The organism is Nitrobacter hamburgensis X14, from assembly GCF_000013885.1.
GTDB classification, from domain to species: Bacteria; Pseudomonadota; Alphaproteobacteria; order Rhizobiales; family Xanthobacteraceae; genus Nitrobacter; species Nitrobacter hamburgensis.
The window spans coordinates 3,400,821-3,421,609 of the sequence record NC_007964.1; the positions used below are offsets into that span (position 1 = coordinate 3,400,821).

The 20,789-nt window shown below is 62.6% G+C and carries 15 protein-coding genes and 4 pseudogenes; 5 read left to right on the forward strand and 14 right to left on the reverse strand.

All coding sequences use genetic code 11. The features are described 5' to 3' along the window. Positions 1–180: 180 nt before the first annotated feature. Positions 181–1,050: pseudogene (locus tag NHAM_RS15810) on the reverse strand (IS3 family transposase); the annotation flags it as partial. 65 nt (positions 1,051–1,115) lie between these two features. Here NHAM_RS15810 and NHAM_RS15815 point away from each other — a divergent pair. After that, positions 1,116–1,982, forward strand: a pseudogene (locus NHAM_RS15815) (IS110 family transposase); the annotation flags it as partial. Here NHAM_RS15815 and NHAM_RS26845 read toward each other — a convergent pair. The 6 genes and pseudogenes from NHAM_RS26845 to NHAM_RS26850 all read right to left on the reverse strand — a co-directional run. After that, a pseudogene (locus tag NHAM_RS26845) lies at positions 1,965–2,105 on the reverse strand (IS3 family transposase); the annotation flags it as partial. The pseudogenes NHAM_RS15815 and NHAM_RS26845 overlap by 18 nt on opposite strands. Before the next feature lie 110 nt (positions 2,106–2,215). Next, positions 2,216–2,443: pseudogene (locus NHAM_RS29345) on the reverse strand (integrase core domain-containing protein); the annotation flags it as partial. A 544-nt stretch (positions 2,444–2,987) separates the two neighbouring features. Then, on the reverse strand, positions 2,988–3,116 hold the full coding sequence (locus NHAM_RS28920; protein WP_283805351.1) for a hypothetical protein: 129 nt from the start codon (positions 3,114–3,116) through the stop codon (positions 2,988–2,990). Positions 3,117–3,145: 29 nt separating this feature from the next. Next, positions 3,146–3,466 (reverse strand): hypothetical protein, encoded by a 321-nt coding sequence (locus tag NHAM_RS15825; protein WP_041358243.1) that lies wholly within the window; start codon positions 3,464–3,466, stop codon positions 3,146–3,148. Continuing rightward, on the reverse strand, positions 3,463–3,684 hold the full coding sequence (locus NHAM_RS15830; protein ID WP_041358244.1) for a hypothetical protein: 222 nt from the start codon (positions 3,682–3,684) through the stop codon (positions 3,463–3,465). The genes NHAM_RS15825 and NHAM_RS15830 overlap by 4 nt, the downstream gene beginning before the upstream one ends. A gap of 273 nt (positions 3,685–3,957) precedes the next feature. After that, complete coding sequence (locus NHAM_RS26850; RefSeq protein WP_011511483.1) at positions 3,958–11,181, reverse strand: autotransporter-associated beta strand repeat-containing protein; 7,224 nt, start codon at positions 11,179–11,181, stop codon at positions 3,958–3,960. Positions 11,182–11,633: 452 nt separating this feature from the next. Here NHAM_RS26850 and NHAM_RS15850 point away from each other — a divergent pair, with 452 nt between their 5' ends. Together NHAM_RS15850 and NHAM_RS28360 are read left to right on the forward strand one after the other, a co-directional pair. Next, positions 11,634–13,358 carry a winged helix-turn-helix domain-containing protein gene (locus tag NHAM_RS15850; protein ID WP_011511484.1) on the forward strand — a complete coding sequence of 575 codons (1,725 nt, stop codon included), beginning with the start codon at positions 11,634–11,636 and terminating at the stop codon, positions 13,356–13,358. A 560-nt stretch (positions 13,359–13,918) separates the two neighbouring features. Next, complete coding sequence (locus tag NHAM_RS28360; RefSeq protein WP_245269921.1) at positions 13,919–14,482, forward strand: thermonuclease family protein; 564 nt, start codon at positions 13,919–13,921, stop codon at positions 14,480–14,482. A 316-nt stretch (positions 14,483–14,798) separates the two neighbouring features. On the opposite strand, the gene NHAM_RS15860 is transcribed toward NHAM_RS28360, so the two are convergent. From NHAM_RS15860 to lgt, 5 genes are all read right to left on the reverse strand, one after another. Then, the gene (locus tag NHAM_RS15860; protein WP_011511487.1) at positions 14,799–15,752 is read right to left on the reverse strand and encodes a ribose-phosphate pyrophosphokinase; all 954 of its coding nucleotides are present in this window, start codon (positions 15,750–15,752) and stop codon (positions 14,799–14,801) included. A gap of 165 nt (positions 15,753–15,917) precedes the next feature. Beyond that, entirely contained in the window at positions 15,918–16,517 is a 600-nt protein-coding gene (locus tag NHAM_RS15865) for a hypothetical protein (protein ID WP_011511488.1), read from the reverse strand. A gap of 131 nt (positions 16,518–16,648) precedes the next feature. Then, positions 16,649–17,419 (reverse strand): peptidoglycan editing factor PgeF, encoded by a 771-nt coding sequence (gene pgeF, locus NHAM_RS15870; protein ID WP_011511489.1) that lies wholly within the window; start codon positions 17,417–17,419, stop codon positions 16,649–16,651. Continuing rightward, positions 17,416–18,543 (reverse strand): class I SAM-dependent methyltransferase, encoded by a 1,128-nt coding sequence (locus NHAM_RS15875; protein WP_011511490.1) that lies wholly within the window; start codon positions 18,541–18,543, stop codon positions 17,416–17,418. The genes pgeF and NHAM_RS15875 overlap by 4 nt, the downstream gene beginning before the upstream one ends. Continuing rightward, complete coding sequence (gene lgt, locus NHAM_RS15880) at positions 18,536–19,411, reverse strand: prolipoprotein diacylglyceryl transferase (RefSeq protein WP_011511491.1); 876 nt, start codon at positions 19,409–19,411, stop codon at positions 18,536–18,538. Before lgt ends, NHAM_RS15875 begins: the two co-directional genes overlap by 8 nt. Positions 19,412–19,436: 25 nt before the next feature. Between lgt and NHAM_RS26855 the strand changes: the two genes are divergently transcribed. Further along, positions 19,437–19,625 (forward strand): hypothetical protein, encoded by a 189-nt coding sequence (locus NHAM_RS26855; RefSeq protein ID WP_157043656.1) that lies wholly within the window; start codon positions 19,437–19,439, stop codon positions 19,623–19,625. Further along, entirely contained in the window at positions 19,622–19,879 is a 258-nt protein-coding gene (locus NHAM_RS15885; RefSeq protein ID WP_011511492.1) for an accessory factor UbiK family protein, read from the forward strand. The genes NHAM_RS26855 and NHAM_RS15885 overlap by 4 nt, the downstream gene beginning before the upstream one ends. 23 nt (positions 19,880–19,902) lie before the next feature. On the opposite strand, the gene NHAM_RS27655 is transcribed toward NHAM_RS15885, so the two are convergent. Further along, the gene (locus NHAM_RS27655; protein ID WP_041359153.1) at positions 19,903–20,055 is read right to left on the reverse strand and encodes a hypothetical protein; all 153 of its coding nucleotides are present in this window, start codon (positions 20,053–20,055) and stop codon (positions 19,903–19,905) included. A 249-nt stretch (positions 20,056–20,304) separates the two neighbouring features. Next, the gene (locus NHAM_RS15895) at positions 20,305–20,787 is read right to left on the reverse strand and encodes a MaoC family dehydratase (protein WP_011511494.1); all 483 of its coding nucleotides are present in this window, start codon (positions 20,785–20,787) and stop codon (positions 20,305–20,307) included. Positions 20,788–20,789 lie beyond the last annotated feature (2 nt).

Consider the following 20,789-nt stretch of genomic DNA (forward strand, 5'->3'; position numbering starts at 1 on the left):
ATCGGCACAGGGGTCAGATCGATCCAAGTGTCGGCAGCAACGCCATAAAGACAATCGAAAAAAAGCCGATCGGAGTGGGGTCACGACCGGCGCCGATCGTGACCGGTTGTCCGTCGTCAGATGATTTGAGACTGATCAGGGATTTTGAGAAGGGCGGCTCTGGCTCATCAGGGTTAGAGTTTAAGCGGCCTGCAGTCGATGCTGCAAGCGACGGTTTGCGATGGTATCGCGTTTGATGCGCTGACGTTCTGCGAGGATGGTCTCGGACCTGCCGAAGTAGACGTCAGCCGGGGCCAGATTGTCGATGCTTTCATGATAGCGGTCGTGATTGTAGTGCTCGACGAAGGCGCCGACCTGCCGCTCGAGATCGCCAGGCAGGTAATAGTTCTCGAGCAGGATGCGGTTCTTCAAGGTCTGATGCCAGCGCTCGATCTTGCCTTGGGTCTGGGGATGATACGGCGCGCCGCGCACGTGCTGCATGCCTTTGCTCTCGAGCCACTTGGCCAGGTCGTCCGCCGCGTAACTCGATCCGTTGTCGCTGAGAAGCCGCGGCCGCTGCTTTCCATTGATGTGGTCCAGCCCCGAGGCCGCGAGCGCCTGGTCCAGCGTCGCCGTGACGTCGGAAGCGCACATGGTGGGGCCGAGCCGCCAGGCCACGATGTAGCGCGAGAAGTCGTCCAGCACGGTCGACAGATAGTACCAGCCCCAGCCGGTGATCTTGAGATAGGTGAAGTCGGTCTGCCAGAGCTGATTGATGGCGGTGGTCTTGTCCTTGAACTCGTTCGCCGCCTTGATCACCACATAAGCCGGGCTGGTGATGAGATCGTGCGCCTTCAGCAGCCGATAGACCGAAGCCTCGGAGACAAAGTACTTTCGCTCATCGGTAAAGCGCACCGCCAGTTCTCGCGGGGACAGCTCGGGGAGCTCCAGCGCCAGTCCAATGATCTGGCCCCGCACATCGTCGGGGATGCGATTCCAGACCCGGTTCGGCCTCGACCGATGATCGGCCAACGCCTCAATGCCGCCCGCGCGGTAGCGATCGTACCATCTAATGGGATGGACGGCTCTCCCTCGACCATTCAGGCTGAGAGCCTGGAAGAGGAAGGAGAGCTACAATGACCGTCGAGACGCTCGGTATCGATATCGCCAAAAACGTGTTTCAACTTCACGGGGTCAATCATCATGGCAGCGTCGTGCTGAAGCGGCGTGTAATGCGCGATCAGCTTCTCGACATTATTGCACAGGTCGAGCGCTGCACGATCGTGGTCGAAGCATGCACGGGCGCGTTCTGCTGGGCTCGTAAGTTTGAGGCACTTGGCCACCGGGTGAAGATCATCAGCCCGCAATATGTGAAGCCCTTTGTGCGCCGGCAGAAGAACGACGGCAACGACGCTGAAGCGATCTGCACCGCCGCACGCCAACCGCACATCCCGCTCGTCCCGAAGAAGACGGTCGAGCAGCAGGATATCCAGGCTCTGCATCGCGCTCGCCAACGCATGGTCAATCATCGCACTGCCGTGGTCAGCCAGATCCGCGGTCTTCTGCTCGACCGCGGTTTTGCCATGGCAAAGTCAATCACGCGTGCCAGGCGGTTGATTCCAGAGTTTCTGTCCGACCTGAAGAATGACCTGACGCCAATGGCGCGCGAAGCGATTGCCGAACTCTATGATCTTATGCGCGATCTCGACCGCCGGATCGGGCTGTTCGACCAGAAGATCGATCGCGTCTTCCACAGCAGCGAGCCTTGTCAGAGGATTGCCAAGATCAAGGGTGTCGGTCCGAAGACCGCCACAGCCATCGTTGCGGCGATCGGTGACGGCGCCGAGTTCAAGAACGGTCGCCATCTCGCCGCCTGGGTTGGCCTCGTGCCACGACAGTTCTCCAGCGGCGATCGCACTACGCTGATGGGTATCTCAAAGCGGGGCAACCAGCATCTGCGTAGCCTGCTCGTTCACGGTGCTCGGGGAGATGTTCTCCTCGCCGCGCAGCCCCTCCAGCACAATGCGGATCTTCTCTTCCGCCGAGTACTGCCGGCGGGTCTGACGTCGGATGTCCTTCAGCACTCGTTCTGCCGGCACTTTGCCCGGCCCGGATTTCTGTTTCATCTGCGCTCCTTGCGGCTACGATGAACCAGAAATCCTCCCTCCGGAAAGTCCCTCAATTTGTCTCATGGGCGCTGACGGCAGACACGTGACCGGTGTGTGTACCGGAAAACTTAAACACGGGCGTAGCGGTGATGAAGGCCGCCCAGGATGGCGCGTGAACTGATCACGCCGGTTCGCTGAACCGGGCAAGAAACCGGCGCATCCTTGTTCAAAGATCGATGCGTTCTGACGCTATTGTAATAGTCGGCGTAGGATTGCAGGGCTCGACGCAGATGCACCTCGCCCAAGATAATGATGTGGTCCACACACTCACGCCGGATCGATCCGATCAACCGTTCGGCAAAGCCATTCTACCAGGGCGAAGCTGGTGCGGTGGGCCTGTCCCGGATGCCCATGGCGCGCAATCGGCGGGTGACAACCGCGCCATAGATTTGGTCGCGATCGCGGATCAGGTAGTGCGGAGCCTCATCCCAAGGAAAGGCCTGGGTGATCTGACGCGCAATTCACTCTGCTGTCGGATTTGTTGTGACGTTGATCCAGACTGCGTGTTTCAGTAATTTCGAGACAGCGATTTCGGTAATTCGCGGACAGTGATTTCAGTAATTACGGGACAAGGATTCCGCTAATTCGCGGACAGCCACGGAAGGTTGGTTTTCGGGAACGCCGTTCGAGCAATGTCCCCTCTCAAGCTGAGTTTGTGCGCTCGCATGGCGCGGCGCGGCTTACCAGAGCCTTGGTAACGGTCCTGAAGCTGGTTGCGGACTACAAGGCCGCCTCGGGGATTGGTCCAAAGAACGAAATTGCCTGAAGAACCTCAGGTCATTGGGTGGGCAGCCGCCCTAAAGAATATGCGAGAGCCAAAGTTTTTGGATGTTTTCGCTATTACGGGAAAGGCGTCATCGATCCAGTATTCTGGTCGATCCGGAGTATGTCGTCGCTGATGGTGAGTTCGTCCTTCTCAATTCCTATGGCGCGCAACAGATCGGCGCCCTTGTCGAGCGTTATAACCACGCGGCTCCGACAAAAAGGCTTGCGGCACCTTAACCAGAAAATTCAGTGGCGTTGCCGGCCAGAAGTTCTTTCAACTGACTGCGCATCAGCTCCGCCTTGTCATACCTAAGGGCAGCTATCGTGGTTTTATCGACTCTAATGACGATTTGATTGCCTGCGTTCACGCACGAAATTTGGCCGGACGCGTTATCAATACCCGCAAGCGCCTTGCCCAACGCGGTTACCAACCTCTCAGATTCGTCCGAGTCCAATGTAATCGGTGATCCGCCATCGATTGTAAGATCAATCGCGACGATGCCCTTTTCGGGTGCCTTCTCGGCAGAACGAGCACCAAGCGTCCAACTGCTCATTGTTTCGCCCTCCCCTCTATCTTGGACACCCATTCGCTTACCTTATTCGGATCGACCGTCTCCAGCCACACGTCATGACGCTTGCCTAACGCCGCCCTCATCTCATCCTTGGCCACGTCGGCGAACAGGCACGGCTCAATGTTAGGGATCGGCGCGGCGCTCAAAAGCGTCTCCGCAAGCCGGTTGTATTCGGTTTTCGGAAGATAAGTCTCAGCCACTTACTAGCCCTGCCGGTTGGTTGCGATGACTCGCGATGTCACGATTTGATGCCACCGCACAACCCCGAAAGCCGGGTCTTACCGGTACCGGAGTTGCCGATCGGCATCATCCGACCTCCTGCGCCCGAACTGGCTTGGTTTTAATCCGCCGCAGTGGCCTGGATTCCGATCGCCGTCGACAATTAAGACCATTACAAATCCTTTATGAGCCAGCCGCTAGATCACGATGTCTCCGAAGACCGCTTTTTCGGCATCATGCTCTGGGCATCGGCTTCACCACGCGTATCGAATGACGCCCTTCCCGGCATAACTTGATGTAGTGTCGGAGAACTCGCCCTCGAAGGTGGCGGCGAGCGCGAAGCCGTTGGCCCATTTCGTTTCGGCGGAGCCGGTGACCAAGGCGGCCTCGCGTGCCTGCGCCGCGCCGTTGACGACGAATGATGCTCCGGGCAACGACTGGAACGTCGCGGCGATACTGCGGTCAGTGTCGAAGTTGTGTGCCCACGCCGCACGGCCGCGCAAGGTCAGGATGGCATCGTTGAGCGCGAACGACCTGTCGGTGCGCAGGCCGAGTTCGGAACGCGACGCCGTGACGTTCTTCGCAGCATAGCTCAGCGCGAACAGGCTGCCGGTGCCGCCCTGCTCGGCATAAGCTGGTAAATCATAGGTGGTGAACTGGCCGGCTGCATACGGCGTGAGGCCCATCCCTGGCGTGGCGATGCGGTAGCCGGCCTCGATCCGCCCCGAGAAGGCGTTGGCGTTGAAATTGGCCCGCAACCGCTCGATGCCGGCCGCAGTCACCGTGCGGTCGGTGGTGACATCCTGCCAGCCATAGGCCAGTGCACCGGAGAGATAGGCCGCGCCGATGGTGTGGCGCACGAACGCACCAGCCTGGAACAGGTCGCTGCGGCCGGAGCCGAGGCCGTTGGCAAGGTGGAAGCCGGTCGCTCCGCCCGCCATCGCAAACCCGACCAGCGTATCCGGCGAGAGCCGGTAGTCGGCGCCGACGGCAACGCCGTACAGGCTACCGGTCGTGGTGTTGGAGCCGACGACGCTGTTGCCTGACGTGGTTTGCGAACCACCATAGCCAGCCGTCCACACGCTCCAGCGCTGATCGAAGGTTGGCGCCATTGGCAATGCCTTGCGCGACATCGCGGCATAGGCGTTGCGCTCAGAGGCATTGCGGCCGTTGCCGCGCGCAGCGTAACCGAGCGCGTCGTGGTCTTCCGCCGCAAAGGATGGCGCATTGCCTGACGGCGCAACGCCACCGTTGCGCCCGGCGACGAACGGATCGGTCAGCAGCCCCAGAAACAGGTTCATCGCATCGAAGGTGGTTTGCTGCGTGCCAGTGGCGAGTTCGCCGGAGACCTGCGTCAACCCCTGCGGCGACAGCGCGCCGAACGCCAGCGGAATGCCGCCGGTGCTGTTGAAGAAGTTCACCAGCGTCGTAGCGACGTTGGATTGATTGATATTGAGGCCGGTAGGTCTGGCAAAATTCAAATTCAGATCGAGATAGGCATTGTTGCCATCATAGGCGAGCGCGGTCTTGAAGTTGGTCGGCAGGTTGGTATTGACCGGGCCAGAGAGGGTGCCGCTGACGCCGCCGGCGGCCTTGAGGATGGTGTAGCGCTTCTCGACGTAGCTGCCGCTGGCATAGACCGCATTCACCGTCGCGCCGCCGAGGCTCGCCGTACCACTGACGTCGGCATACGATGCCATCGCCGGATCGAGCGTCACGACATACTGCGCACCTGATTGCAGCGCGAGATTGCCGCTCACCCGCATCGACGAACCCGCCGTGCCGTTGCCCGGTGCGAAGCTGCCGCCGCTGCCGATGGTCAGATCGGTGACGCTGCCGGCGCCGCGGAGCGTACCGCCGGCGATCATCGCGCCGCCGTTCAGTGCACCATTATTGGTGGTCGTGCCGGCGCTGTTGGTCAACAGCCCGGACAGCGTCGCGCCGGCGGTGTTGTTGAACAGGCCGGCGTTGGCGATGCTGCCGGTCCAGGTGTTGCTGTTGGTAATGGTGCCGGTGTTGGACACCACGTCGCCGGTCCAGGTCCCGGTCGCCGCATTGGTAATACTGCCGGTGTTCGAGGCAACGGTGGCGACATAGTTGCCGTTGTTGGTCACGGCGCCGGCGTTGTCGAGGTCGTCACGCACCGTACCGTTGTTGGTAATGACGCCGCCGACGCTGTTGGTGATGCCGCCTGTCGTCGCATCCAGTGTGCCGCCTGAGGCCACGTTCATCGCGCCGCTGTTGGTCAGCAGCCCTTGCAGCGTGTAAGCGCCGCTGCCACCGATAGCCAGCGTCGCGCCGGAGGCGTTGCTGAATGTCGAATTGCCGAAGAACGTGCCGCCGACATTGAACGTGCCACCGCTATTGTTGACGATCGCGCCGGCGATCGCTCCGCCATTGGCGTTGACCGTCGCGCTATTTGTCACGCCACCCATGATCGACCCGGTCGTCGTCAACGTGCCGGCGTTGACATTCGTTGCGCCGGTGTAGGTGTTGGCGGCTGCGAGTATCAGCGTTCCCGTACCGAGCTTGGTCAGACTGCCGCCCGCCGAGGCGAGTGCGCTGGCATAAGTGACGGTCTGCCCGTTGGTATCGATGCTGTAGGCTTGGTTTGGGGCGGCCGAGAAGCGACTGGAGTAGTCGGTCTGGTTGGCCGCGCTGTATTGCAGCGTGCCGCCGGTGAAGCTGAGCATTCCCAGTGTGCCAAGCGCACCGGCGCTGCCAGCATTGAGAATGCCGCCCGCGAAGGTCGTGCCACCGCTGTAGGTGTTGGCCGCGGTGAGGATCGTCGTTCCGGCACCGCGTTGCACGACGCGACCTCTTTCGGCGTTGTCACCTTCGCCATTGTCGGAAATCACACCGGCGAAGGTATGGCTATCGGAGCGGTTGAAGATCAGCGTACCGCCATTGCTGACGTTACCAAGGATCGAACCACTGGTACCGCCGTCGCCGAGTTGCAGCGTTGCGCAATAGCAGATCGTCGTGCCGCCGGTGTAGGTATTATTGTTGGTCAGGGTGGTCGTACCGCCACCTATGAAGTCCTGAAACATCAGCCGACCGGGACCATAGACGGGGTCATCCTGAATCTTGCCTGCGATCGTCAGGCTGTGGCCCCCACTGTCGATGGAATTGAAGCTGTTTTGGGTGACAAAGAAATCGTTGGCCAGCGAAATGTCGGCACCAGCAACCAGGGTCCCGCCACTGAGCGTAATCGAGCCAGTGCCCACCGCGTTGCTGTTATTCGCCTGCAGGATTGCGCCGGCGACCGTAATGGGACCGGACAATCCGCTGTTGTTGCCGGACAAAATGGTGGTCGCGAATGCGAAATAGGAATCGACGAATAGAAGCGGACCCGCCCCCTGAAGCGTGCCGGACAACGTCATCGCATCAGGGTAGGAATTCAGATTGTCGATCACGCCGCCATTGCTGCCGACGTTGAAATTGTTGTTGAACGTAAGCCCGGCCGTACTCACCTGGAATATCCCACCATTGAGCGTGATGGTGCCGGTGCCAACCGTAGCGTCGGTGGACACGGTGCCGCCATTGATCGTCGTGCCGCCGGAATAGCTGTTGGAGCCGGTCAGCGTCGTCGTGCCGCTGGTGCTGGTCAGAGACGCGGAGCCGCCGAGATCGCTGATCGCGCCGCCGGTCGAGGTCACCGCCCCGGTCAATGCTCCGTGGGTCAAGGTGCCGCCGGCCAGCGCGACATTGCTGATGGCCTGCGCGAAGCCGCCGAGATCGAGCGTACCGCCGCTGTTGATCGTCGTCGCACTGGCCGCGCTGAACGTGTTTGCAGCGCCGCCCACCAGCGTGCCGCCATTGATCGTCGTCGCACCGGTGTAGCTGTTGGCGCCGGTCAATGTTGTCGTACCATTCGTATTGGTCAGGGACGCCGAGCCGCCGAGGTCGCTGACCGCGCCGCCGGTCGAGGTCACTGCCCCGGTCAATGCGCCGTTGGTCAACGTGCCGCCGGCCAGCGCGACACTGTTGATGGCCTGCGCGAAGCCGCCGAGATCGAGCGTACCGCCGCTGTTGATCGTCGTCGCACTGGCCGCGCTGAACGTGTTTACAGCACCACCCACCAGCGCACCGCCATCGATCGTCGTCGCGCCGGTGTAGGTGTTGGCGCCGGACAGCGTCTGGCTGCCGCCACTGACGGTCAATCCTCCGCTGATGCCACTGATGACACCTGAAAATGTATCCGACGCATTCGACAGCGTCAGCGTTTGGTCGCCCAAATTCACCCGACCGGTGGAGGCGCCCGTCAACGACGTGATCGTCGCGCCACCTGATCTAATCGAGATATCGAATGTGCCATTCGCCGTAACGCCGCTCGAAGCAGCGATCGATCCGACGCCAGCCAGCGCCAGCGTCGCACCGCTGTCGATGGTGGTGGCTCCGCTATAGCTGTTGGCGCCGGTCAGGATCTCGGTGCCACCGCCGATCGTCAGTCCACCACCGAGGCCACCGATCGCTCCGGCATAGATGCCCGCGGCTTGCGACAGCGTCAGCGTGTTGCCGCCAAGCGCGACGCTTGCACCAGCGGTCGTGCCCGACAGCGACGCGATTGTCGTGGCGCCATTGCCGCTGATATCAAAAGTGCCGTCGTTCACAACGCCGCTTGACGTAGCGAGGCTGGTCGTGCCGGTCAGCGTCAGCGTCGTGCCACCAGCGATCGTGGTGGCCCCGGTATACTGTGCCGTTGCGCCGGTCAGCGTTTCGACGCCTCCGGAAATTGCAAACCCGCCGGTGTCGCCGACGGCGCCGAGCGTGCCGGAATAGACCCCTGACGCATTCGACAGGGTCAGTGTATTCGCACCTAGATTGACTTGTCCGCTGCTGCCGCCTGACAGCGACCTGATCGTCGCGCCACTCGATGCGGCCGAGATATCGAATATGCCATTTGCCGTCACGCCGCTCGAAGCGGCGATCGATCCGGCGCCGCTCAGCGCCAGCGTTGCACCGCTGTCGATGGTGGTCGCGCCGGTGTAGGTGCTGGCGCCCGACAATCCCTGCACGCCGCCGGCGATGGTCAGCGCGCCGCCAGCGCCGCCACCAAGTCCACCATCGTTCAAGGAGCCGCTGAAGGTCGAATTGCCGTTGGCGATGGTCAGCGTCCTGGATCCGAGCGCGACACCGCCATTGCCGGATAGATTTTCGATCGTCGCGCCGGCAGAGGTCTGCGAGATATCGAAAATACCGGACAGGTCGACGCCGCTCGAACTGGCGATCGAACCCGAGCCCGATAGCGCCAGTGTACCGGCCGCGATCGTCGTCGCGCCGGCGTAGTTATTATTGGCGTTGGTCAATTGCAGCGTGCCGGAGCCATTCAGAATCAAACCGCCGCCGCCGGTGATGACGCCGTCTTCCGTCAGCGTTGTCGCCGCCGCTGGCGCGAACGTCCCGTCCGCCGTCAAGGTCACGCCGCGACTGGTGGCGAAACTCGCGGTGGTCTGCAACGTGCCGCCACTGCCATTAAACGTAAGCCCCGCCGCCGCGTCGCCAAGGTTGGCGTCTGCCGCCACCGACAGCGTTCCGGCGCTGATGTTGGTGCCGCCCTGGTAAGTATTCGTGCCGGTGAGCGCCAGCGTGCCGGCGCCGTTCAGGGTCAGCGCGCCGGCGCCACCGACGATGCCGTTTTCGGTCAGCGTGGTGCCGCTCGCCGGCGCAAAAACGCCGCCGCCGGCATTGATCGTCACCGCGCGATTGGTGTCGAAGGTCGCCGTCGTCTGCAACGTGCCGCTGGTCGTGGCATCGCCCAGCGTCAAACCACCGGTGGTCGCGCCCATCGCGCCATCGGCGGCGACGCTCAGCGTGCTGCTGTCTTTCACAACCGTGCCGCCGGAATAGCTGTTGGCGGCATTGGTCAGCGTCAGCGTGCCGCCGCCTATCACCTCGACGTCCCCCGCAACACCGCCGCCGTCAGCGATGTTGCCGGTATAGATGATCGGGTTGGCGCCGGTATCGAAGGTCGGATCGCCGCTCACCGTGACGTTCTTGGTATAGGTGCCGGCGGCGGTGAACTTGATGCCGGTGCCGTCGCCGAGCGCGATGGTGCCACCGCCCAATGCGCCATCGCTGGCCACGCTGATTTCGCTGCCGCTGCCGCTCACCGCGATGCCGTTGAAATAGTTGCTGGCGTTGGTGAGTGCCAGCGTGCCGCCGCCGGACAGCGCGAGACCCAGATCGCCATAGCCGTAGATCGAGCCGGACAGCGTGGTCGTCGTACCCGTAGCGACGTTGAAATTGCCCACGCCGCCATTGGTCAGGAACAATGCGCCGCCCAGAGCCGCACCATTGGCGGCCCCTAAACCTCCGCTGCCGGCCCCGACACTGCCAGTCAAGTCGTGGCTAACCGTGTTAGAGATCGCCAACGTTGCACCACATGACCCACTGATGGCTGCTGTGCATACAAAAATGGAGCCACCAGCGCCCATACCGCCGCCGCCGCCGCCAAGGTTATTGTTCCTCCCGGCGCCCCCGCCGAAGCCCCCGCCGCCAGCGCTCTGACCGCCGCCGCCGCCACCACCGAAGCCACCATGTCCGGCGGTTATCGCGCCTTGCCACCCGCCGCCGCCGCCGCCACCGAAGCCACCGTTTCCAGCGGCAAAGCCGCCGCCGCCACCACCGCCGCCACCAAATCCGCCGCCACCGCCGAATCCACCCGACGCCGCAAAACCACCTAGACCGCCACCGCCGCCGCCATTGTTACCGCCGCCGCCGCCACCACTGCTAGTTCCGCCGCCGGTGGTGCTGCCAGAACCTCCGTTTCCACCTGAAAGAATTCCAGCGCTGCCAGAGACAGTGTTATTTCCGCCCGACGCAAGAACTCCGACACCCCCACCGCCGCCCGCATAACCCATACTGGTGCCGGTGCCACCGTTTCCACCCATGCCACCCCCGCCGCCAACAGGAGCGTTGCCGCCACCATTGCCTCCTTGGGCCACATTCCCAGAAAAATCGACATCAGTGAGAGTGATAGCACCCGACATGGCAAAGATGCCTCCGCCGGCACCCATACCGCCGCCGCCCTGGCCACCGCCGTCGCCGCCCTTGGCCTTGCCGTCGGCGATCGTCACATTGGAGATGTTGACCGCCGCGCCGCTCGGGGCATCGATAAAAAACACCCGATACGTGTTGCCGCCGCTGACGGTGTGGCCATTCCCGGTGATGGTGACACCCTTGGTGACCGCCGTCAGTTCGGCCGTCAGGGTGATGTCGCCGGTGATATTGATAGTGTCGTAAGTGCCGGCATTGACAGCGAGAATGGCCGCCTGAAGCGTGGCCGTATCGCCCGCATCGATCGAGGCGGCCAGGGCGGACGAAGCAAACAGCCCGATTCCGACCAGCGCCGTACTGCCGAGCAGTGCCGCCCGAGTCCGACGGGCAAATGCCGGGTTGGGTGCCGGCTTGACGCCGGACAGCCGCGCCGGTTGACGCGGCGCAACGTTGCGCGCGGCTGCTTCATGCTTACTCATAATTGTATCCCCTGCCGCACTCGCATTCATTGCATTATTGTTAATCTGCACTGTCAGGCGGTGACGTCTTCTCACTCATCATTCAGCGCACGGCGATGACGACCGCGGGGCTGCCGCACTCGAGACCACGACCAATGCAAGGCTTGCGATTCCATTCATCAGAATAGACGAGCGCCGACCCGACCTCTCCGTGAGAGTAATGACGCGCACCCTAACCACCTGATCTGTTTTATAAAATTTCCAAGCCAGTGAGGCCGGACATGCTTTTGAGAAAACGCCTGTCCAAGCTGATAAGTGTCACCGACAGCCAGCGTCTGGTTGCCACGACTGCAGATCGGCCGTCCTGACAGCGCCCCGTTACTTTCTGAAATTTTTCTGATATTTGGGTTTTATTGGGTCTCGTGGAGAAATTTCTGGTACGCCCGCTTCACTCACGGTGGGGCGATCGGGCGATGGTGCTGTGTTTCGCGGGGTTTCAACTGGATCGGCCGCGCGCCGAGTTGCGTGGGCCCGGTGGCGAAGCCCTTAAGCTCCGACCGAAAACGCTTTGCTTGTTGATTCTGTTTGCTACCAACCCCGGGCGGGTTTTGAGCAAGCGGGAATTGATGGATGCGGTCTGGCCTAACGTCCACGTCGGCGACGACAGCCTGTTTCAATGCATCCGGGAGATCCGAACTGCCCTTGGCGACGAGCGTCGCCAATTGGTCAGGCTCGTTTCCGGCCACGGCTATGTCTTCGAGGCCGAGGTTTCGGTCCAGGCGGCGAGCAGCGACACGCCCGTCCCTTCACCCGTTCCGCCGTTCTCCGTTACTGACGCGCCAGGCGAACCTGACACGCCGGGCAAACCGGACGTCACCATCGAACCGACACGCTTGTCGCGGCTGTCCGGCCTGCGCCGCCCCGCCGCCATGATCGCGGCCCTGAGCGTCGTTGTCGGGCTCGCCGTTGCCACGGCGATCCAGCGGGCTCCTATCTTTGAAGAGCGCGGACCGCCGACCATTGCGGTGATGCCGATCAAAGCCGCCGGGGGCGAAGCCGCCGCAATGGCGGCAAACGTGACGGTGCGACTTGCCGATGGATTGGCCAAGATCGAAAATATCCGCGTGGTGGCATTACAGAGTGCGTTACCGGCCGCCGGCACGCCGCAGGCGGATTTCGTCCTCAGCGGAGAATTGCAGCAAGGCGAAGGGACATGGGACGCGCAGGTGCGCATGACCCGAACGGCGGACCGCGAGGTCGTTTGGACTGCACCGGCGACGATTACCGTCGGCGACGCCGAATTGTCGCTGCAACAATCCCGACTTGCTGCAAGCATCGGTCACCCGCTTGCGGTCCGCATCAGCACGCTGCTCGATGCGGCGGCGAAACCGACTGAAAGCGGACGCGGTGCGTCGCCTGGCAGCGCAAATGTCGTGATTGAGCAGGCGACGGCGTCCATTTTGCGAACCACGCGAGACCGCTTTGCGACGGCACAGACGATGCTGGAAAAAGCACTCGCCGGCGATCCTGAGAATGTTGACCTCGCCGTGTCGCTCGCAGCCCTTCAGTTGCGCGGCATTCAGATGGTCTGGTACAGCCCGGCAGACAGCGCCGCGGCCGAGACCAGAGCCAGGGCGATCCTGGAGCGCGCGTTGCAGGTCAAGCCGAGTTCTATTCCCGTGCTTGAGGCCTATTGCCGCTTCCTCAACGCGACCAACGAATTTGTCGAAAGCCTGGTCGCCTGCGCCAGGACACTGAATTTCGATCCGTGGAACGGGCTGGCGCTGTACCACATCGGTCTTGCACAGCTTCAATTGGGACGCTTCGAGGACGCGCTCGCGACCTTCAAGCAGGCGGATCGCTTCGACACACCCCAGGTCTCGCGCTGGACCTGGCTGCTTGGCGCGGGGATGACCTATTTGTTCATGGGCCGCAGCGAAGAAGCGCTGCCCTGGCTGCTCAGGTCGATCGCCATCACGCCGGCATCGGGACGGCCCTATATGCTGCTGGCCGCCGCCTACCAGCAACTGGGACGACCGGACGACGCAAAAGCGGCAATGGACAAAGCCCTCGCGCTGCGACCCGGTTCGAATACAAGCAATGTCAAGCTTCCGCCAAAGAATGCCAGTGCAGCTTTTCTTGCAGCAGGCGCATCTCTCGAACGGGTCTTCGTCGCAGCCGGGTTGCCGGAGCGATGATTATCCGAGTTCCGCGAGGTCCTTCGTGGTCAATCCGTCATTGGGACCGAATTCGTGAGCTCGAACTTGGTATCAACTCAAATCCGGAAGGTGTTGGAGTTTGTGAAGCCGCCGGCCGCTACTGTCAATGAATACGACACAACTGAAGCGGCTCTCGAACGCATTCGCGGTGTGATCACGATGACGGCGCGCGAATTTTCCAGAGTGCGAGACGCGGGGTTGCCTGTGTCGGAACTCAAAACCCAAGCGCGGACTCATGTTGCTTCGTTGGCCTCTCGCGGCCGGGCTCGCGGCGTGTGAGGGCAACCATCAAACGGCGCATAGCTTCCCGTTATCGCACGCTATATTGAACCCTCGGCATACTACGATAGCCAAAAGCGTCACGATGCTAATCGCGGGGTTGGCTGCGCAAAACTCTCCGAACTTTTGGCGTTCGCAACAAACACGGCAGTGTCAATTATCGCCTCGTCGGAATCGCCTTTGTAGTAGCATCCCCGATGGTTCCGACTTGACTGGAGGTGTTAACCGTTGGGCCAGCCAACGCGGCTAAGCTCGATGCCATGTCTAAGCCATTCATCTTCGCCAGAGAGCGCCACTTCCTCGGGATCACCGAACGACGGTGGCAATGGATAGGTAGACGCACGCTAATCGCGGCCGGTCTTATCGCCTGGGGATTTGCAGCGTATCAGTTCGGAGCACAGCGCGGCATGGCTCTAGTGTCGAGTACATGGGACAGCTTGCGCTTGAACATTCTCGGCACGAGCGCACCTATCAAGGTCGATGCCATTCGATCGATGCCGGCGTGCTTTGGCCCGGTACGGTTCAACTGCGTCGTTGATGGCGACACGGCCTGGGTAGACAGCGAGAAAATCAGGATAAGCGGGATCGATGCGCCCGAGATTGACGGGAAGTGCCCCTATGAGCGCGTCCTGGCACAACGTGCGAAATCCCGCCTGAGCGAATTGCTATCCGCGGAGCCGTTCTCGGTGTCACGCTCCGGCACTGATCGGTATGGGCGCACGTTGGCGACAGTCTATCTCCGAGACAGAGGCGATGTTGGTTTGGTGCTGGTGCGGGATGGGCTGGCGCGGGTTTGGAGCGGCCGACGCATGCCGTGGTGTTGACCCTGAACTAGAAATTCGCTGCGCACTTGATGGCCAGTTTGTCGCTAATTTGGCGCTTTTTCCACTGGCTCTGATCTTAATAATTTAGCGCTTTTCACGGAGGCTGCGTTGGATCACCAGATGATCTGGCGCTCCGAGCTAATGCACAACCGCGAGGATGCCGGTGCTCGTCACCGTGGTAGCGCCGCTATAGGTGTTCGCGCTCGTTTGGGGATGGGCCGGAAAAGCCTTTGATTATCAATGGTAGTGATATTCCCCAAACTCTCCGCTACCCGATTGAAACTGCTTAAACTCCTGCGGTCCCCTAGGAAGACCTTCAGTCGAACAGGCTCGACACCGACTGTTCGGCGGCAGTGCGACGGATCGCTTCGCCGATCAATCCGGCGATCGACAGCATGCGGATATTGCCGGTCTTGTTCACGGCGTCGGTCGGCTGGATCGAGTCGGTAACGACCAGCTCCTTCAGCTTCGAACCGGCGATGCGCGCGGCGGCGCCGCCGGACAGCACGCCGTGAGTGATGTAGGCATAGACGTCCCTGGCGCCGTTGGCGAGCAGCGCGTCGGCGGCATTGACCAGCGTGCCGCCGGAATCGACGATGTCGTCGATCAGGATGCAGGTATAGCCCGCGACGTCGCCGATCACGTTCATGACCTCGGATTCGCCAGCGCGCTCGCGGCGCTTATCGATGATCGCCAGCGGTGCACTGATACGCTTGGCGAGGCCGCGCGCGCGCACCACGCCGCCGACGTCGGGCGACACCACCATCAGGTTGCCGAGATCGAACCGCTCCTTGATATCGCGGACCATCACCGGCGACGCGTAAAGGTTGTCGGTCGGAATATCGAAGAAGCCCTGAATCTGCCCCGCGTGCAGATCAACCGTCAGCACGCGATCCGTTCCGGCGCGCGTGATCAGGTTGGCCACCAGCTTGGCCGAGATCGGCGAGCGCGAACCGACCTTGCGATCCTGCCGCGCATAGCCGAAATAGGGAATCACCGCGGTGATCCGGCGCGCCGAAGCGCGGCGCAGCGCGTCGGTGATGATCAAAAGCTCCATCAGATGGTCGTTGGTCGGATACGAGGTCGACTGGATCACGTAGACGTCCGAGCCGCGCACGTTCTCGAGGACTTCGACGAAGATTTCGTTGTCGGCAAAGCGCCGCACGCTGGCTTTGGTGAGGTTAAGCCCGAGCCAGTTGCCAATTTCTCGCGCCAGCGCCGGATTGGAGTTGCCGGCGACCAGCTTGACTGCGCCGTTTTTGGCGGACATCGACGCGTCTCCCCGCGATGTGGTGGATACAACGTTCAACATCCCGACTCCAGAGAACCTCTCCGATACCGACGGAGGCGGTGTATCAAGGAGTGGCCAAGTCTGGCAATACGCGGCCCGCGAATTCCGGCGTAAAATCCTGCGTTTCCGGCCTAAAATGATGGCTTAATGCGCGGCAAAGCCGAGCGCGCTCACCGGCGCGCCGGACGTCTGCGGAAAATCGTCCGCGCTGGCGATTGCGGGGCCGCTGGACGGCGGCGGCGCAGGTTCCGCCTCGGGCGCAGCGGTACCGTTCACCATGCTGCTCAATCCGCTCAGCCCGGCCTGCGCGATCTTGCGCAGCATCAGATCATCGGCGGCGGCCCAGGCATCGCGTCCGGCCTTGCCACCGGGCTCCTCGCCGCTCAGGCGCAGCGCGCGGTGCTGATCGCGATCGTAGGCGTCGAAGACCCAGGCGATGGTGGTGCGCCCCCGGCTGACTTCGGCCGCGAGATAGCCGCGCACGCGATAGGCGGCTTTGGCCTCGCGCGACACGATCGCCAGATTGCGGAGTTGCGATTCGGAATTGAGGATGTCGACGAGACGGTCGAACACCTGCGGCGGCGGTCCGTCGACGGATTCGAACGCGACGGTCGCGCCATTGCCGGCCTGAGCGAAGGACTCGCCGCCATTGCCGCCGCCCGCGCAGCCGGCCAGCAAGCACAGCATCGCCAGCAGCGCGACGGTGCGCGCGAACCGCCCGGCGCCGGGGGTCTTGAGAGGCATTCGCTGACGTCCCTGTTTTCGTCGAGCGATATCGTTAAAACGCGTTAACGTCTAGGGCGAAGCGACACCGGGGCCGCAAGGGTTTTGCGGACAATCGCGGCCGTTCTCAATTCGTTCGAGGTTTTGCGGAGCTATTCGCCTTCCAGCACGATGGCATGGACGTGGCGGCCGAAATCCGGCTCCTTGCGATGCACCGAGCGGCGGTAGCTGAAGAAGCTCTCGCTGGAATAGGTGTCGATGCCGGTGTCGTCGATCGTCAGTATGCCCGCGCGCTCCAGCCGCATCCGAATGAAGCCGCCGAGATCGAACATGGCATGGCCATCGCGCTCCGACGGAACGAAGAACCGCGCATGGCCCGGATCGGCCTCGGTGAATCCCGCGACGAATTCGGCGCCGACCTCGTAGCTTTGCTGCCGGATCAGCGGACCGATGGCGGCGGCGATGTCGCCGCGCCGGCCGCCGAGTGTTTCCATCGCATCGACGGTCTTTTCCAGCACGCCGGTCAGCGCGCCCTTCCAGCCGGCATGTGCGGCGCCGATGACGCGGGCCCGCGGATCGGCGAACAGGATCGGGCCGCAATCGGCCGCGGTGACGCCGATCGCAAGCCCCGGCGTTTTCGTGACAATGGCGTCGGCGCGCGGCCGCGATGCGGCGTCCCAGGACCTGTCGGCGATCACGGCGTCGGGCGAGTGGATCTGGTAGAGGGAGAGAAAATTCGCCGGCGCAACGCCCATGACCTCGGCCATGCGCCGCCGGTTCTCGGCGACATGCGCCGGATCGTCCTGCGAGCCGATGCCCGCATTCAGGCTTTCGTAGATGCCCTGCGAGACGCCGCCCTCGCGGGTGAAAAAGGCGTGCCGCAGGCCGGGAACGGCCGAGAGCAGGGAGGATACAAGCGTCATGGCGCCCTGATCCCGCCGCGCCGCTTCCGGTCGCTCAGTCCCGCCAGCTCGGTGAGGCTGGAATCGGAGACGCCGATCGCCTTGAACATCGATCCCATGCCGCCGCGACCGCCTTCGGTCAGACGTTTCAGCGCCGTCGAAATGCCCTCGGATATTTCAGGGGTCGCCTTCGCCATCAGGTTGACGGCGCGGGCCTCGATGCCGAGCCGTTGCAGGAATTCTCCCTGCGTCACCGGTCCGTGTACGCGGGCGCCGATATCCTCGGCGGCGCGGGCGAGCGCCTGGAAATCGACATGCGCGGTAACGTCGGCCTGACCGGGATATTTCAGCGGATCGGCGAAGCTGTGGCCTGCAATGGCCTGGAAGGTGTCGCCGGCATCGCTGCGCACATGACCGTAATCGATGATCAGCGCGGCGCCGCCGTGATCGCGGACGCGGGTTGCGATGGTCATCATCTCGGCGTCCGGACGCCACTCGAAAATGGCTCCGACCGGCGCCGCGCGCACCAGCGGCGGCAGTAGCGCGTCGAACCGCGGCGTCGGCGCCGCGGTCGTGCCGAATACGAGCTGGCCGCTGCCGTCGATATCGACGACGCGCTCGTACCAGCCATCGTCGCGCTTGACCATCTGATGGACCGGAAGCACGTCGAAATATTCGTTGGCGAGAATGATCGCCGGCCCCTGTGGCACCTCGTCGAGGCTCGCGTGCCACTGGATGGTCCGCGCGTCGGACAGCGCCGCCTTCTGCTTCTCCCGCAACACCGGATTGATCTCGACCAGATGCACGCTGAGTGCCTGATGCATCGGCGGCAGCACGCGCAGCGCGCGCAGCGCATCCGCCATCATGGTGCCGCGGCCGGGGCCGAGCTCGATCAGCCGCAGCGTGGTCGGAGAGCCCATCGCGCGCCACACCGATGCCGCCCAAAGCCCGATCAGTTCACCGAACATCTGGCTGACTTCCGGCGAGGTGATGAAGTCGCCCTCACGCCCGAGCGGGTCGCGCGCGATGTAGTAGCCGTGTTCGGGATGGGTCAGGCAAAGCTGCATGTAGCGCCAGACCGGCAGCGGGCCGGATGTCTTGATCAGTTTTTTAATGTCGGGCAGCAGCGGAGAAGCTTCAGTCACGATCGGCCTTGGTTGAAACGTCCGGGGTCGAAATCGTCTGTGCGACTGGCGCCCGCGGGCCGCGCGACCAGGCAACGCAAATAATGGCAAGTCCGGCAATAATCATCGGTGCCGACAATAGCATTCCCATGGTCAATCCGCCCCACAGAAATCCGAGCTGCGGATCTGGCTCGCGGAAGAATTCGCCGGCAATGCGCGCCATCGCGTACAGCGTGATGAAGCTGCCGAGAACGAGGCCCGGCCGCTTCAGCGCGCCGGCCCGGATCATCAACGCAAGGATCGTGAACAGCACAAGGCCCTCGAGCGTGGCCTCGTAAAGCTGGCTCGGATGGCGCGGCAGCGGGCCGCCGTTAGGAAACACCATGGCCCACGGCAGGCTCGGGTCGGCCGGGCGGCCCCATAGTTCGCTGTTGATGAAGTTGGCGATACGGCCGAGGAACAGGCCGATCGGCCCGACCGCGGTGGCGACGTCGCCAAGCGACAGGATCGGCAGGCCATGCTTGCGGCAGAACAGGATCACCGCCACGACGCAACCCATGAAGCCGCCATGGAACGACATGCCGCCCTTCCAGATCTCGAAGATCTCGGCGGGATGGCGGATGAAGAAATCCAGGTTGTAGAACAGCACATAGCCGGTGCGGCCGCCGAGGATGATGCCGATCGTCACCCACAGGATGAAGTCGTCGAGTTGCAGCCCCGAGATCGGCGCCGGCCCGCCCCAGAGCTTCTCGCTCTTGAGCAACGCCCGCGCATAGAGCCAGCCGAGCATGATGCCGCCGATATAGGCCAGCGCATACCAGCGAATCGCGATCGGGCCGAGCGAGATGGCGACGGGATCGAAGACGGGATAGGTGATGAGGAGAAACATCGGTTGTCGTTCCACCCAGGGCGTCATGCCCGCGCTTGTCGCGGCCATCCACGTCTTGAATGATCCCGTCACGATTGCAAGGAAATCCGGCACTGACAAGGCTGGCGGCGGGATCGGGCGCTCAAGCGGACTTGAACTGCCGCGTCCGGATTGCCATTGTCTGATCGTGAGGCGTGGCGGCGATCTTGCCGCCGGCCGGGAGGAAGTGAGATGACCCAGACCAGCAACCGGTTTTTCGACGAGATTGGACGGTTGATGAACGACGCGGCCGGCGCTGCGCAGGGGGTCAAGCGCGAGGTCGATGCGGTGGTCCGCAATCAGGCCGAGAAGGTTATGCGCGATCTCGATATCGTCAAGCGCGAGGAGTTCGAGGCCGTGAAGGAGATGGCGCGGCTCGCGCGTGAGGACAACGAAGCGCTGAAGGCGCGCGTCGCGGCGCTCGAGGCCCGGCTCGGCGGCGCCGACTGAGCGGCTCGCTTTTCAGGCCCGCTTCAGCGAGCCGCGATGTTCGCGGTCGCGGTATTCTCCAGCGAATACACGCCGTCGGCATAACCCTTCACCACTGTCCAGGTTGCCACCGTCACGGCCAGCGTCACGGTCGCGAAGAGAAAGCCGACGATCTTCAATCCGGTACGATCCGCCATCGCCATCCCCTGCCCCTTGGAGCGTTTTCGAGCGAAGCATGCCCTCGGGCTTGACCCGAGGATGGGTACCGGTTCGCGCGAAGAAAACGCGTCAAATCAAAAATCATGGAGCCCGCTTCTGATTCCATCAGAAGCGGAAAGGCTCCAAGTAGCTCGATCAAGACTGGCTGAGAGTTCACAATTCCTTAACGGAACACCGGTTTCTCGCATAAAATCCGAACGAAATCGCGAGAGCAACCGTACAGACCGTCAATCCTGCGGGTCTCGGCGCGGCACGAAAACCGACGCCAGAAAGGAAAACACCAGCTCGCCGCGCTGATTGGTGCCGGTGTTGCGCACTTGCATGACACCCCACTCCGGCCGCGAGCGAGAGAGCCTCAGCGAGTAGACGTCGCTGGCGTAGCTGACGGTATCGCCCGCCAGGACCGGCTTCAGCCAGCGCAGGTCGCGAAACCCCGGCGACGGTCCCCACATCGCGAGCTTCTCGCCGCGCGCGGCGGCGTCCGCCGCCTCACGCTGACCGTCCGCCACCATCAGCTTCATCCAAACCGACCCGACATGCCAGCCGGAGGCCGCCAGACCGCCGAACAGTGATTTTCGGCCCTCCTCCTCGTCGAGATGAAACGGCTGCGGGTCGAATTGCGACGCGAACGCCTTGATGAGCTCGGCGGTGAAGGTAAACGAACCGAGATCGCGATGCTGCCCGACCTTCATGTCTTCGAAATAGCGCATCG

Bases quoted from the DNA above. Each gene is read 5' to 3' on its own strand.
- NHAM_RS15825 (WP_041358243.1), bottom strand. From the start codon at position 3,466: ATGAGCAGTTGGACGCTTGGTGCTCGTTCTGCCGAGAAGGCACCCGAA.
- NHAM_RS26850 (WP_011511483.1), bottom strand. From the start codon at position 11,181: ATGAGTAAGCATGAAGCAGCCGCGCGCAACGTTGCGCCGCGTCAACCG.
- NHAM_RS15850 (WP_011511484.1), top strand. From the start codon at position 11,634: ATGGTGCTGTGTTTCGCGGGGTTTCAACTGGATCGGCCGCGCGCCGAG.
- NHAM_RS28360 (WP_245269921.1), top strand. From the start codon at position 13,919: ATGTCTAAGCCATTCATCTTCGCCAGAGAGCGCCACTTCCTCGGGATC.
- NHAM_RS15860 (WP_011511487.1), bottom strand. From the start codon at position 15,752: ATGTCCGCCAAAAACGGCGCAGTCAAGCTGGTCGCCGGCAACTCCAAT.
- NHAM_RS15865 (WP_011511488.1), bottom strand. From the start codon at position 16,517: ATGCCTCTCAAGACCCCCGGCGCCGGGCGGTTCGCGCGCACCGTCGCG.
- pgeF (WP_011511489.1), bottom strand. From the start codon at position 17,419: ATGACGCTTGTATCCTCCCTGCTCTCGGCCGTTCCCGGCCTGCGGCAC.
- lgt (WP_011511491.1), bottom strand. From the start codon at position 19,411: ATGTTTCTCCTCATCACCTATCCCGTCTTCGATCCCGTCGCCATCTCG.
- NHAM_RS26855 (WP_157043656.1), top strand. From the start codon at position 19,437: ATGCCCGCGCTTGTCGCGGCCATCCACGTCTTGAATGATCCCGTCACG.
- NHAM_RS15885 (WP_011511492.1), top strand. From the start codon at position 19,622: ATGACCCAGACCAGCAACCGGTTTTTCGACGAGATTGGACGGTTGATG.
- NHAM_RS27655 (WP_041359153.1), bottom strand. From the start codon at position 20,055: ATGGCGGATCGTACCGGATTGAAGATCGTCGGCTTTCTCTTCGCGACC.
- NHAM_RS15895 (WP_011511494.1), bottom strand. From the start codon at position 20,787: ATGCGCTATTTCGAAGACATGAAGGTCGGGCAGCATCGCGATCTCGGT.